General features: G+C 67.7%; 9 protein-coding genes and 2 tRNA genes. 5 read left to right on the top strand and 6 right to left on the bottom strand.

Features of this window, described 5'->3' with window-relative positions; translation table 11 throughout:
- Positions 1–77 precede the first annotated feature (77 nt).
- Genes K4G53_RS14730 through K4G53_RS14710 form a run of 5 tightly spaced genes read left to right on the top strand, consistent with a single transcriptional unit; the run spans position 78 to position 8247 of the window.
- On the top strand, positions 78–3788 hold the full coding sequence (locus K4G53_RS14730) for a nitrate reductase subunit alpha (RefSeq protein WP_221386418.1): 3711 nt from the start codon (positions 78–80) through the stop codon (positions 3786–3788).
- Positions 3788–5482, top strand: a complete 1695-nt coding sequence (narH, locus tag K4G53_RS14725; RefSeq protein WP_221386417.1) for a nitrate reductase subunit beta — start codon at positions 3788–3790, stop codon at positions 5480–5482. Before K4G53_RS14730 ends, narH begins: the two co-directional genes overlap by 1 nt.
- Entirely contained in the window at positions 5479–6099 is a 621-nt protein-coding gene (narJ, locus tag K4G53_RS14720) for a nitrate reductase molybdenum cofactor assembly chaperone (protein ID WP_221386416.1), read from the top strand. The genes narH and narJ overlap by 4 nt, the downstream gene beginning before the upstream one ends.
- 2 nt (positions 6100–6101) lie before the next feature.
- The gene (gene narI, locus K4G53_RS14715; protein ID WP_221386415.1) at positions 6102–6971 is read left to right on the top strand and encodes a respiratory nitrate reductase subunit gamma; all 870 of its coding nucleotides are present in this window, start codon (positions 6102–6104) and stop codon (positions 6969–6971) included.
- 55 nt (positions 6972–7026) lie between these two features.
- A complete protein-coding gene (locus K4G53_RS14710; protein WP_221386414.1) occupies positions 7027–8247 on the top strand; it encodes a nitrate/nitrite transporter in 1221 nt (406 codons plus the stop codon).
- On the opposite strand, the gene K4G53_RS14705 is transcribed toward K4G53_RS14710, so the two are convergent.
- From K4G53_RS14705 to K4G53_RS14680, 6 genes are all read right to left on the bottom strand, one after another.
- Positions 8232–8789, bottom strand: coding sequence for a dihydrofolate reductase family protein (locus K4G53_RS14705; protein ID WP_221386413.1), 558 nt, complete (start codon positions 8787–8789; stop codon positions 8232–8234). The genes K4G53_RS14710 and K4G53_RS14705 overlap by 16 nt on opposite strands.
- A gap of 142 nt (positions 8790–8931) precedes the next feature.
- A complete protein-coding gene (gene yidC / locus K4G53_RS14700; RefSeq protein WP_221386412.1) occupies positions 8932–9720 on the bottom strand; it encodes a membrane protein insertase YidC in 789 nt (262 codons plus the stop codon).
- Positions 9721–9813: 93 nt separating this feature from the next.
- Positions 9814–9887 (bottom strand) — tRNA-Met (locus K4G53_RS14695).
- Positions 9888–9948: 61 nt separating this feature from the next.
- Positions 9949–10020, bottom strand: a tRNA-Thr gene (locus tag K4G53_RS14690).
- 301 nt (positions 10021–10321) lie between these two features.
- Entirely contained in the window at positions 10322–12334 is a 2013-nt protein-coding gene (locus tag K4G53_RS14685) for a DEAD/DEAH box helicase (RefSeq protein WP_260323615.1), read from the bottom strand.
- Between the two features lie 405 nt (positions 12335–12739).
- Complete coding sequence (locus K4G53_RS14680; protein ID WP_221386411.1) at positions 12740–13396, bottom strand: MOSC domain-containing protein; 657 nt, start codon at positions 13394–13396, stop codon at positions 12740–12742.
- Between the last annotated feature and the right edge of the window lie 172 nt (positions 13397–13568).

Genomic DNA, 13568 nt, shown 5'->3' with positions numbered 1-13568 from the left:
TTCCAAGGGCCCAGGCGGCCCTGAACAGGGCCTTTGTGCCCTAGCCCGGCTTTCCGGCCCCACCCTAGCTTGAAGGAATGGCTGCCGGACCCAGAGCGGGGTTGGATGGACCCGCCTCAGAGACGATGTTGAAGCTGGGCCGTTTCTTCACGAAATGGGACCAGACAGGGGACGGCAGGGCGGTGTTTCGGGAAGGCGGCCGCAAGGGCGACATCTTCTACCGGGACCGTTGGAGCCACGACAAAGTGGTCCGCTCCACCCACGGCGTGAACTGCACGGGGTCCTGTTCCTGGAAGGTGTATGTCAAGGACGGCATCATCACCTGGGAGTCGCAGCAGACCGATTACCCGTCCGTGGGCCCGGACAGCCCGGAATACGAACCCAGGGGCTGCCCGCGCGGGGCGGCCTTTTCCTGGTACACCTACTCCCCCACCCGCGTCCGCTTCCCGTACGCCCGCGGGGTCCTGGTGGAGATGTACCGCGAAGCGAGGGCCCGGCTCGGTGATCCGGTGCTTGCCTTCGCCGAAATAGCGGCGGACCCGGAAAAGCGGCGCCGCTACCAGCAGGCCCGCGGCAAGGGCGGACTGGTGCGCGTGTCGTGGCAGGAAGCGATCGAGATTGCGGCCGCAGCGCACGTGAACACCATCAAGACCTACGGCCCGGACCGCTGTGCGGGCTTCTCCCCCATCCCGGCGATGTCCATGGTGTCCCACGCGGTGGGAACCCGGTTCATCCAGCTCATCGGCGGGGTGATGACCTCCTTCTACGACTGGTATGCGGATCTGCCGGTAGCCAGCCCGCAGGTGTTCGGGGACCAGACCGACGTTCCGGAATCCGGGGACTGGTGGGACGCGCGGTACCTGATGATGTGGGGCTCCAACGTCCCCGTTACCCGCACCCCGGATGCCCACTGGATGGCGGAGGTCCGCTACCGGGGCACCAAGGTGGTCACGGTCAGCCCGGACTATGCGGACAACACGAAGTTCGCGGACGAGTGGCTGCCTGCCCAGGCCGGGACAGACGCCGCGCTGGCCATGGCGATGGGGCACGTGATGCTCAAGGAGTTCTTCGTGGACCGGCAGGTGCCCTTCTTCACCGACTATGTGAAGCAGTACACGGACCTTCCGTTCCTGGTCCGGCTGGCAAGGAACGACGACGGCGCGCTGACGCCGTCGAAATTCCTCACCGCCCTTGACGTCCCCGGGGAGTCCACGGCCGAGGACGCGGCGTTCCGCACCGTCCTGTTCGACACAAAGGCCGGCCGCCCGGCGGTGCCCAACGGGTCCATGGGGTTCCGGTACTCAGGCAGCGGCGAGGGCAAATGGAACCTCGACCTCGAAGGACTCGAACCTGCCCTGTCCCTTCGGGAAGTCTCCGCGGAGAGCGCCGAGATCCTCCTCCCCTGCTTCGAGGACCCCGGCGGCGACGGCAGCATCCTGCGGCGGGGCGTGCCGGTCATCGAGGTCAACGGCGGGCTGGTGACCACCGTGTTCGACCTCATGCTGGCCCAGTACGGGGTGGGCCGCGAGGGGCTGCCCGGCGACTGGGCCGCGGGGTACGGGGACGCCGCCACCCCCTACACACCCGCGTGGCAGGAGGAAATCACCAGCGTCCCCGCGCAGGCGTGCATCCGGGTGGCCCGCGAATTCGCCCGCAACGCAGAGCAGTCCAAGGGCCGGTCCATGATCATCATGGGCGCCGGCATCTGCCAGTGGTTCCACGGCGACACCACCTACCGGGCGGTCCTGGCCCTGGTCATGCTCACCGGCTGCATGGGCCGCAACGGCGGGGGCTGGGCGCATTACGTGGGACAGGAGAAGACCCGGCCCGTGACCGGCTGGGTATCCCTGGCCAACGCCCTGGACTGGTCCCGGCCGCCGCGCACCATGATCGGCACCGGCTACTGGTACATGCACACGGACCAGTGGCGGCAGGACGGCTACTCCGCGGATGCGCTGAAGTCGCCGTTGTCCACCGGCAACCTGGACGGCATGCACACGGCGGACGCGCTTGCCCAGTCCGCCCGGCTGGGCTGGATGCCCTTCTACCCGCAGTTCGACCGGAACCCGCTGGACGTCGCGGACGAGGCGGAGGCCGCCGTCGCCGCCGGCGCAGCTGCCAACGCCCCCGCCTACATCGCCGAAGCACTGAAGAACCGCACCCTCAACCCGGCCATCGAGGACGTGGACGCCCCGGCCAACTGGCCGCGGACCCTCGTGCTGTGGCGCTCCAACTTGTTCGGCTCCTCCGCCAAGGGCAACGAGTACTTCCTCCGCAACCTGCTGGGGACGCACAACAACGTCATGGGCCCGGACAGTGCCGCCGAACTCAAACCACGGGACGTTGCCTGGCACGACCAGGCACCGGAAGGAAAGCTGGACCTTTTGGTGTCCGCCGACTTCCGCATGACCTCCACCACACTGCTGTCGGACGTCGTGTTCCCGGCGGCCACCTGGTACGAAAAGAACGATCTGTCCTCCACGGACATGCACCCGTTCGTCCACGCCTTCAGCCCGGCCATCGACCCGCCCTGGGAAACCAAGACCGACTTCGACACCTTCCACCTGCTGGCCCGCGAGTTCTCCCGCCAGGCAAGGACCCACCTCGGCGTGCGGCGGGACCTTGTCAGCGTGCCGCTGCAGCATGACACCCCCGGTCAGCTCGCCCAGCCCGGCGGCGTGGTACGGGACTGGCGGAACCCGGACATCCCGGCCGTGCCCGGGCAGAACATGCCCGTCTTCTCTGTGGTGGAGCGGGACTATACGGCCATCGCGGACAAGCTTGCCGCCGTCGGGCCCCTGGCTGACAGGCTGGGCTTCACCGTCAAGAACGTCACCTACAAACTGGCCGGACCGCTGGAACGGCTCAGCCGGTCCAACGGCGTGATGCTCGGCGGCGCCGCGGACGGCCGCCCCGCAATGGACACCGACGCGAAGATGGCCGAGGCGATCCTGGCCTTCTCCGGGACCACCAACGGCGCCTTGTCGGTGCAGGGGTTCAAGGACCTCGAGGTGCGCACCGGGAGGAAGCTGGCGGACCTCTCGGAAGGCTCCGAGGAGAAATCCATCACCTTCGCCCAGACGCAGGCCGGCCCGGTGCCGGTGATCACGTCGCCGGAATGGTCCGGTTCCGAGACGGGCGGGCGCCGGTACGCACCGTTCACCATCAACATCGAACGGCTCAAGCCCTTCCACACCCTGACCGGGCGGATGCACTTCTTCCTGGACCACGACTGGATGACGGACATCGGCGAGGCCCTGCCCATCTACCGGCCGCCGCTGGACATGCACCGGCTCTTCGGCGAACCGCGGCTGGGCTCTGACGGGTCCATGGAAGTGACGGTCAGGTATCTGACCCCGCATTCCAAATGGTCCATCCACTCCGAGTACCAGGACAACCTGCTGATGCTGTCGCTCTCCCGGGGCGGCCCCACCGTGTGGATGAGCCCGGCGGACGCGGACGCGATCAAGGTCCGGGACAACGACTGGGTGGAGTGCGTGAACGTCAACGGGGTCCTGGTGGCGCGCGCCATCGTCAGCCACCGGATGCCGGCCGGCGTGGTGTACGTCCACCACGCCCAGGAGCGCACCATCGACGTCCCCAAGTCCGAGGCCACCGGCAGGCGCGGCGGCATCCACAACTCCGTGACCCGGCTGCTGGTCAAACCCTCGCACCTGATCGGCGGCTACGCCCAGCTGGCCTACGCCTTCAACTACCTTGGCCCCACCGGAAACCAGCGCGACATGGTGGCCACCGTCCGCCGCCGGTCCCAGGAGGTGCAGTACTGATGCGGGTGATGGCCCAGATGGGCATGGTGATGAACCTGGACAAGTGCATCGGCTGCCACACGTGCTCCGTGACCTGCAAGCAGGCCTGGACCAACCGCGCCGGCACCGAATACGTCTGGTTCAACAACGTGGAAACCCGGCCCGGGCAGGGCTACCCGCGCCGCTACGAGGACCAGGACCGCTGGTACGGCGGCTGGTCGCTGAACAAGCGCGGCAGGCTTGTCCTGAGGGCCGGCGGCAGGGTGAAGAAGCTGTTCGGCATCTTCGCCAGCCCGGTCCAGCCCGAGCTCAAGGACTACTACGAGCCCTGGACCTATGACTACAAGACCCTCGTGGACGCCCCGCTCGGCGACGATTTCCCCGTGGCCCGTCCCAAGTCGCTCATCACCGGCGAGGACACCAAAATCACCTGGTCCGCCAACTGGGACGACAACCTGGGCGGCTCCCGGGACAACGGCCACCTCGACCCGCTGGTGGAAAGGGTCCGGCGCGAGTCCGAGGACAAGATCAGGTTCGCCTACGAGCAGACCTTCATGTTCTACCTGCCCCGGATCTGCGAGCACTGCCTGAACCCGTCCTGCATGGCCTCCTGCCCCTCCGGGGCGATCTACAAGCGGGTGGAGGACGGGATTGTCCTGGTGGACCAGGACCGGTGCCGCGGCTGGCGCCAGTGCGTCACCGGCTGCCCCTACAAGAAGATCTACTTCAACCACAAGACCGGCAAGGCAGAGAAGTGCACGTTCTGCTACCCCCGCGTGGAGGTGGGCCTGCCCACCGTCTGTTCCGAGACCTGCGTGGGCCGGCTGCGCTACCTCGGGTTGTTTTTGTACGACGCCGATGCCGTCACCGCGGCTGCGTCCGTCACCGACCCGCAGGACCTCTACGACGCCCAGATGAACGTCCTCCTGGATCCCCACGACCCCGCCGTCCAGGCCGAGGCGCGGGCGCAGGGCATCCCCGAGGACTGGATCGACGCAGCCCGCCGCTCCCCCGTCTATGCGCTGGCCAAGGTCTACAAAGTGGCCCTGCCGCTGCACCCGGAGTACCGGACGATGCCGATGGTCTGGTACGTGCCGCCACTGTCGCCCGTGGTCGACCTGCTGCGCGACCAGGGCCACGACGGCGAGGACGCCGGCAACCTGTTCGGCGCCATTGACGCGCTCCGGATTCCGGTGGAGTACCTCGCCGAGCTCTTCACGGCCGGGGACACGGAACGGGTCACCGCCGTGCTCCGGAGGCTGGCGGCGATGCGTTCCTTCATGCGCGGCATCAGCCTGGGCGAAGACCCGGACGAGTCGATCGCCGGGTCGGTGGGCATGGACGGGCAGTCCATGTATGAGATGTACCGGCTGATGGCCATCGCCAAGTACAGCGAGCGCTACGTCATCCCCAAGGCCCATGTGGAGCAGGCCCACGACCTGGAGGAGCTGGGCTGTTCCCTGGATTTCGACGGCGGACCGGGCATGCAGGATTCCTCACCGCTCGGCGAGGCAAGCGGCAGGCCCGTCCCGGTAGCCGTGGACACGTTCCATGCGCTGCGGGAGCGGCAAACCACCGACGAGATCGCGTCGGGACCGGGCCTGCGCGGCAGGGTGAACCTGCTGAACTGGGACGGCCGGGGAGCGCCGCCAGGCCTGTTCCCGGACACTCCCACGGCGCCCGGCGCCGGGTCCGGTCCAGGAGAGCGCCCGTGAGCCGCCGGGACCGGGTGGTTTACCTGGCCGCCGCCTGGTGCCTGTCCTACCCCGACCCGGAGCTGGTGGCCCGGGTGCCGCTGATGCGGGCAGCCCTGAACGAGTTCGACGGCGCCCTGCCGGACTTCGCACCGGTGCTGGACCTGCTGGAGCGCACGCCCGCCATGGACCTGCAGGCGCAGTACGTCAGCGAGTTCGACCTCGGCCGGCGCCACGCGCTGCACCTGAGCTATTGGACGGACGGGGACACCCGCCGTCGCGGCGAGGTGCTGGCCGCGTTCAAGGAGGCGTACCGGCGCAGCGACGTCCTCGTGGACCTGGACGGCGAACTGCCGGACTACCTGCCCATGGTGCTCGAATATGCGGCCAGGGTGGATTTCGCCGCGGGCCACGAACTGCTGGCGAGTTACCGCCCCAGCCTGGAGATGCTCCGCCTAGGGCTGCTCCGGGACGGGCTGCCGCAGGCCCGGATCCTCGCCGCAGTCTGCGCCACGCTCCCCGGGAAATCGCCCCAGGACGAGCAGGCCGTGATGCGCATGGCCGGACTCGGGCCCCCAACCGAAGCCGTGGGGCTGGACCCCTATGATCCCCGGCTGCTGCCCGTAAGGAGGACCTGACCATGCCCGCACTCGAAGTGGCGTCGGAGGCGGGGCCCGGAACCGCCGTCGTCACCACCACGTGGGACACCGTGCTGTGGGGCGTCCTGCCGTACGTCATGGTGGTGGTGCTGGTGGGCGGGCTGGTGTGGCGCTACCGGTACGACCAGTTCGGGTGGACCACCAGGTCCTCCCAGCTGTACGAATCGCGGCTGCTCCGGATCGCCTCGCCCCTCTTCCACTTCGGCCTGCTGGCGGTGATCGCCGGGCACTTCTTCGGCCTGGTGATCCCCATGGCGTGGACCCAGGCGGTTGGGATGAGCCAGGAGTTCTACCATTTCAACGCGCTGCTGGTGGGCGGCATCGCCGGCGTGGCCACCCTCGGCGGGATTGCCCTGCTGATTTACCGCCGCCGGACCAGCGGACCTGTGTTCATGGCCACCACCAGGAACGACAAGACCATGTACGTGGTGCTCACGGCGGCCATTGTGTTCGGTCTCTGGACCACCCTGGCGAGCGTTTTCGAAGGCGAGCACGGGCACAACTACCGCGAGACGGTGGCGCCGTGGTTCCGTTCGCTGTTCATCTTCCAGCCGGATGTGGCAGCGATGGCAGCCGCTCCCTTCTCGTTCCACCTGCACACCCTGGTGGGGATGGCGCTGTTCGTCATCTGGCCGTTCACGCGGCTGGTGCACGCCTTCACGGCTCCCCTGCATTACCTGTTCCGCCCGTACATCGTCTACCGCTCCCGGGACACGGCAAATGGCCGGCGTACTACGGGGCCCGGCGGACGCAGCCGGGACCGCACAGCAGCAGGCACCCGGTCGCAGGTTGCGCCCCGGCGCGGCTGGTCGCCGGTGGGAACACCGGACCGGGACACCCATAACCGCTAGCCCCGACCGGGCGGGCCGGTCCCGGCCCAGCCAAAGGTCCCCAAAGGAGTCAACAGTGTCCGGAACAACAACCCCCGCGGCCACGGGGCGCGGCCTGAACCTGGCACTTGCCACGGCAGCGTCGGTGGCATGCTTTTGGGCCTGGAACTCGGTGGCAACCTTGGGCGCCTTCTACACCCAGAACCTGGAACTGACGCCCGCCACGACCGGGATCCTGGTGGCCATGCCGGTGTTCGTGGGCGCGCTGGGGCGGATCGTGGTGGGGACCCTGACTGACAAGTATGGGGGCAGGGCGATGTTCACCTTCGTCCTGCTCGCCGCCATCCTCCCGATCCTCCTGGTGGCCGTCGGTGGCCTCATCAGTTCCTTCGCGCTGGTGCTCGGGGCAGGGCTGTTGCTCGGCGTGGCCGGGACGGTCTTCGCGGTCGGGATCCCCTTCGTCAGCGCCTGGTACGAACCTGCCCGCCGGGGCTTCGCCACCGGTGTGTTCGGGGCAGGGATGGGCGGGACGGCGCTGGCGGCGTTCCTGAACCCGCGGCTCGTGGCCGGGATCGGCTATTTCCCGACCCACCTGCTGATCGCCGGCGTCCTGGCCGTGATGGCGGCGCTGGTGTGGTTCTTCATGAAGGAATCCCCCGGCTGGACGCCCAACCACGCCCCCGTGATGCCAAAGCTCCTCGATGCGGCCCGGACCGCGGTCACGTGGAAGATGTGTTTCCTCTACGCCGTAGTCTTCGGCGGCTTCGTGTCCTTCGCCACGTACCTGCCCACCTACCTGCGGGATGTCTACAGCTTCGATCCCGCCGGGGCCGGAGCCCGTACCGCCGGATTTGCCCTGGCGGCGGTCCTGGCCCGCCCCGTGGGCGGCGTCCTGGCGGACAAGCTGGGCCCCAAGCCGGTGGTGCTCGTCTCGCTGGCCGCCGTCGCCGTCCTGGGCTGGGTGGTGAACCTGCGGCCCGACGGCGAGGTCCCGGCTGGTGCCACGTTCGTCGCCATGGCCGCGGCGCTGGGCCTGGGAACGGGCGGCGTCTTCGCCTGGGTGGGAGTCCTGTCGCCGGCCGGCAAGATGGGCAGCATCAGCGGCATCGTCAGCGCGGCCGGCGGCCTGGGCGGCTACTTCCCGCCGCTGGTCATGGGCGCAACGTACGACGCCGTGACGCGCAGCTATTCGATCGGCTTGCTCCTCCTGGTGGGAACAGCCCTGGCGGCCCTGCTGTTCACCCTCTTCGCGGTGCAGGCCCGGTCCGGCGCGCCCGCGGTTCAGCGGGCGCCGTAGCGCAGGTACACCACGCCGCTTTCCGGGAACCGCCGCTCATCCAGGAGTTCGAACCGGGCGTCGAAGCCGTCCGGAAACAACCGCAGGCCCCCGCCCACCACGGCAGGAGTCACGAAAACCTGGCACTCATCCACCAGCCCCGCCCTCAGGGCATGGGCGGCCAGGGTGGGGCCGCCGATGCTGATGCTTCCTTCCGTGGCCGCCACCAGGTCCCGCACGGCGTCCGGCAGGAACTGCCTCTCCAGGCGGGTCCGGTCAGTGGAGACGCTGCCCAGGGAGCTTGAGTAGACCACCTTGTCCGCGCTGCGCCAGATCCGTGCATAGTCCTGGATCACGGGCGGGTCCTCGGCCGTGCCCATGGTCTCCCAGACCTTCATCACCTCATACATGCGCCTGCCATACAGGGAGGTGCCCACATCGCGCTCCAGGTCGTTGATGAAGGCGTGGACTTCCTCGTCCGGGGCAGCCCAGTCAAAGTTCCCGGCCTTGTCCGCGGTGTAGCCGTCAATGGAGGCGAGTCCGGAGTAGATCAGTTTGCCCATGGGGACCATTCTGCCGCCGGGACCCCCGGGCCGAACAGGGCTGAGAGGGGCTGGGCCGGCCGGGGCGCCGGTTCGTCCTGGGCTTGTCCGCGGATCCGGCCCCTTCAGGCCGTGGTTTTGCGAACAAGCCCAGGACCGGCCCTCAAGGCTTCCGGGACACCACGAACTGTTGCCCCAGGGTCCAGAGGTTGGAGACCGTCCAGTAGACCAGGACCCCGATCGGGAAGAAGACCCCGCCGGCGGCGAAGACAACCGGCAGGACGTACAGGAGGACCTTCTGCTGGCGCACCAGGGGGCTGTCAGCGTCCTGCCCGTCCAGGGTCCGGGCGGTCACGAGTTTCTGCGTGAAGAACTGGCAGGCGGTCATCACCAGGATCATGGCGACGGCGAGCACGGCAAGGGCTGTGGGATTGCCGCTGCCGTGAAGCAGCGAAGCGGACAGCGGCACGCCGGCGATACTCGCCGAGTCGAACTGAGCCACCTGGTCCGGGCCCATCGCTCCGATGCCTTCACCCCGCGCCGCGGCATTAGAAATCCCGGACAGCACCTGGAAGAGCCCCAGGAAGAACGGCCCCTGGATCAGCAGGGGCAGGCAGGCCGAGAACGGGTTGGTGCCGTGCTTCCTGTACAAGGCCATCTGTTCCTGGGCCATGGCCTGCCGGGACAGCTGGTCCGTCTTACCGCGATACTTTTCCTGCAGCGCCAGCAAATCAGGCTGCAGCAGCCGCATCCGGCGCTGGGCCTTGACCTGCGCCAGGAACACGGGAACCAGTGCGGCGCGGATCACCAGCACCAGCCCGATGATGGACAGCGTCCACGTCCAGCCGTCGGACGGCGGCATGCCCAGGCCCGTCAAGCCGTCGTGGAAAGCGACCATGATGACCGAAACCAGCCACCGGAACGGTTCCATGACCGCTGCGAAAAAATCCACCGAATCCCCTGTCCGCCAGTTGCTGCCAAGCTACTGCGGATCGGGGAAACAGGAAAGCCCCCGGAATCTCGGATATTCCGGGGGCTTGGCCTGTAGCGGTGGGGAGGCTCGATCTCCCGACCTCACGATTATGAGTCGTGCGCTCTAACCAACTGAGCTACACCGCCACGAATGAGAAAAACCTGCGCCAAGCCGGTCAAAACCGCCTTGACGCAGGCCCTCATTCAGAGCCCCCCACCGGAATCGATCCGGTGACCTCGTTCTTACCAAGAACGCGCTCTACCACTGAGCTAGGGGGGCAACGAGTAAATACTCTACCGGAAGATTTCCGCACCAACAAATCGGCGTCCGGGGTGGCTCCGGGGCACCGCAACAGTTGCATTCCGGCCGGGCCGAAGCTCCATTTTCCCCGGAATTCCGGGGCTTTGGGGGTGCAGGCAAGCAGGGCGGACGACGGCGGAAAGCACCTTTCGGAGGCCCTCCGCCTCCATTCCGCTACGGGAATGTGTCCAGCCCCACATGTGACCGGGCGTTAAACGCCGATGGGCCGGCTCGAAAGCCGGCCCATCGCCGTCGTCAATTACTCAAACCCGCGGAAGGTCTACCACTTGCCCTTGCGGTTGAAGCTGTCGCCGCCGTGGCGGGGCTTGCGGGACCCCTCACCGTGGCCAAAGGAACGCTCGGAACGCTCGCTGTACGAACGTCCACCGCGGTCGGCCGAGGACCGCTCGCCGTCGTTCTTCCGGAATTCCTTCTTGAAGCCGCCGCTGCCCTTGAAGTTGCCGCCGCGGTCGCCGCCACGGTTGCCCTGGTAGGCGCCGCGGTCGCCGGAAGGCCTGCGGCCGTTGTCCAGCTCCAGGTGGATCAGCTCTCCGCCGATCCGGGTGCGGGACAATGCGCGCAGCTGGTCCTGGCTCAGGTCCGCGGGAAGCTCCACCAGGGAGTGGTCCGAGCGGATGTCGATGCCACCGATCTGGGCGGAAGAGATGCCGCCCTCGTTGGCGATGGCGCCCACGATCGAGCCGGGCATGACGCGCTGGCGGCGGCCCACCGCGATGCGGTAGGTGGCGTTGCCTTCGGTCAGCTGGCGGGTGGGCCCGCGGGAGCCGAAGCCGTCCTTGGAGCGTTCGCGCTTCTGGAACTCGGGAGCAGCGGGCAGTTCCTTGACCAGCAGCGGCTGCCCGCCCTGTGCCATGACGGCCAGTGCCGCGGCGATTTCTGCCGCCGGCACCTTGTGCTCTTCTTCGTAGGAGGCGATGAGGTCGCGGAACATCGAGACGTCCTCGGAGGCCAGGGTTTCCGTGATGCGCTCGGCGAACTTGCCCAGGCGCAGGGTGTTCACGGTCTCCGCGGTGGGCAGGTGCATCTGCTCCACCGGCTGGCGGGTGGCCTTTTCGATGGCGCGCAGCAGGTACTTTTCCCGCGGCGTCATGAACAGGATCGCGTCACCGTTGCGGCCCGCGCGGCCGGTGCGGCCGATGCGGTGCACGTAGGACTCGGTGTCGTGCGGGATGTCGTAGTTGATGACGTGGCTGATGCGCTCCACGTCCAGGCCGCGGGCTGCGACGTCGGTGGCCACGAGGATGTCGATCCGGCCTTCCTTCAGCGCGTCAACGGTGCGTTCACGCTGCTGCTGGGGGATGTCGCCGTTGATGGCGGCAGCCTGGAAGCCGCGGGACTTCAGCTTGTCAGCCAGGTCCTCGGTGGCCATCTTGGTGCGCACGAAGGCGATCACGCCGTCGAACTCTTCCACCTCGAGGATGCGGGTCATCGCGTCCAGCTTCTGCGGACCCATGATCTGCAGGTAGCGCTGGCGGATGTTGGTGCCCGTGGACGTCTTGGTCTTGACCGAGATCTCCGCGGGGTCGTTCAGGTACTGCTTGGACATGCGGCGGATCTGGCTCGGCATGGTGGCCGAGAACAGCGCCACCTGGCGGTCCTCGGGGGTCTGCTGGAAGATCTGCTCCACGTCTTCGGCGAAGCCCATGCGCAGCATCTCGTCGGCCTCGTCCAGCACCAGGTACTGGAGTTCGGACAGGTCCAGGGAGCCCTTGGAGATGTGGTCAATCACGCGGCCGGGGGTACCCACAACCACCTGGGCGCCGCGGCGCAGGCCGGCAAGCTGGGGACCGTAGGCGGAGCCGCCGTAGACGGGCAGCACGGTGAAGTCGTCGATGTGCTTGGCGTAGGAGGTGAACGCCTCCGCCACCTGCAGCGCGAGCTCGCGGGTGGGGGCCAGGACCAGGGCCTGGGTTTTGCGGGACGGGCCGTTCAGGTCGTGGAGTTCGGCCAGGCGGGACAGTGCCGGCACTGCGAATGCTGCAGTCTTGCCGGTACCGGTCTGCGCCAGGCCGACAACGTCGCGGCCTTCGAGCAGCAGCGGGATGGTGGCTGCCTGGATGGGGGACGGCTTTTCGTACCCAACATCCTGCAGGGCGGCCAGGACACGGCCGTCGATGCCGAGGTCGGCGAACTTCACGGTGTTTTCGTCTTCGTCCGCGGCGGGCGCAGTCGTGGCAGGAGCCTCAGTTGCGGGAGCGGTTACGGGAGCCTCGGCAGCAGCCACAGGGGCGTCCTCGATAACAGCGGTGGTTTCGTTCTGATTTTCGGGCATAGGGAGTTATTCCTCATCCATAGGGGGCCAGGCGGCACTACCCGAGGTGAGCGGAGCCGCAGTACACGTGCCGATGGTGCCGGGCAAACGTTGACCGGCCGGTCACAGAAGTCCGGCGCTTTCGCAATCCCGTGGCAGGACTTCGCGCTGCATCTCTTGGCTGCTATCCCAGCAGTCTGTACAGCGTTTTCTTTAGCCGGCTCTCCCTATGAAAATGCCCGCATCGCTTGCGCGGGCCCCAACACTTGCCAGTCCTGCCTCAAAAATTGGGCAGGAATAAGGGATTTCCGGAGTGGGGGATGTATCCAGTGTAGGGCACGCAGGCGCCGCGGCGGTAATCGAAGGGACGACGGCGGCGGTGAGCTTGCGCACAGCCGCACCTCCCGCCGTCGTACTTCACTTCCGTCAGAGACCCAGCTGCCGTTGCAGGGCCGCGAATTTCTTGCTGAATTCCGGCTGTTGCAGGCGGATCTGGCCCTCGGCGTCCGCGTCCTTGAGCGCCTCCATGGACTCGACGTCAGGCTCGCTGAACCATTTACCCACCGTGATCCCGTGCTGCGGGACGAAGATCCGGTGGATGTGGTCGCCGGCCTGGATGCTGCCTGTCTTCAGGACGCGCAGGTACGCTCCCACCCGGCCTTCCTCGGTGAAGCGCCTGACCCACTGCCGCTCCCCCAGCCGCCGCTGGAACGTGGCACACGGGGTCCGTGGCGACGTGACCTCAAGCTCGACGTCGAGCCCGATCCGCCAGCGCTCGCCGATCACCGCCGATGTTGCATCGATGCCGGCCACCCGGAGGTTCTCTCCGAATGCTCCCGGCGGGACGTCCCGCTGCAGCAGGCCGGCCCAATATTCGGCGTCCGTCTGGGAGTAGGCGTAGATGGCCTGGTCCGGGCCGCCGTGGTGGACCCGGTTGGCTTGGATATCGCCCTGCAGTCCCAGCCTGTGCACCTTGACCGGCCCTTCGGCAGGGCGCTTGTCGATGGCAGTCACCCCCACGCTGGAAGCGTCCGGCAAGAGCTGGTGGACGCGGCAGACGGCGAGGACTGAAGCTGTTTCCATGGCATCAGTCTAGGGTTCGGCGGTGCTGCGCCCGCGCGGCCGGGAGATGGGCAGTTCTCCCCTGCCGTGGGGGTGCCGTCCTGCTCGCAGGCCGCACCGCCAGGTACTACGCTGAAGCGAGGATTGCATTTGGGGGTGCAGCGCTGTGCCTATTCACCTGAACGACGAAGGG

Origin of the sequence: Arthrobacter sp. MAHUQ-56 (assembly GCF_019710585.1) — a bacterium.
In the GTDB taxonomy this organism is placed as follows: Bacteria; Actinomycetota; Actinomycetes; order Actinomycetales; family Micrococcaceae; genus Arthrobacter.
Note: the sequence above shows the minus strand (reverse complement) of the source record. Positions and strands in the feature narration are given on the sequence as shown.

Bases quoted from the DNA above. Each gene is read 5' to 3' on its own strand.
- K4G53_RS14730 (WP_221386418.1), top strand. From the start codon at position 78: ATGGCTGCCGGACCCAGAGCGGGGTTGGATGGACCCGCCTCAGAGACG.
- narH (WP_221386417.1), top strand. From the start codon at position 3,788: ATGCGGGTGATGGCCCAGATGGGCATGGTGATGAACCTGGACAAGTGC.
- narI (WP_221386415.1), top strand. From the start codon at position 6,102: ATGCCCGCACTCGAAGTGGCGTCGGAGGCGGGGCCCGGAACCGCCGTC.
- K4G53_RS14705 (WP_221386413.1), bottom strand. From the start codon at position 8,789: ATGGGCAAACTGATCTACTCCGGACTCGCCTCCATTGACGGCTACACC.
- K4G53_RS14685 (WP_260323615.1), bottom strand. From the start codon at position 12,334: ATGCCCGAAAATCAGAACGAAACCACCGCTGTTATCGAGGACGCCCCT.
- K4G53_RS14680 (WP_221386411.1), bottom strand. From the start codon at position 13,396: ATGGAAACAGCTTCAGTCCTCGCCGTCTGCCGCGTCCACCAGCTCTTG.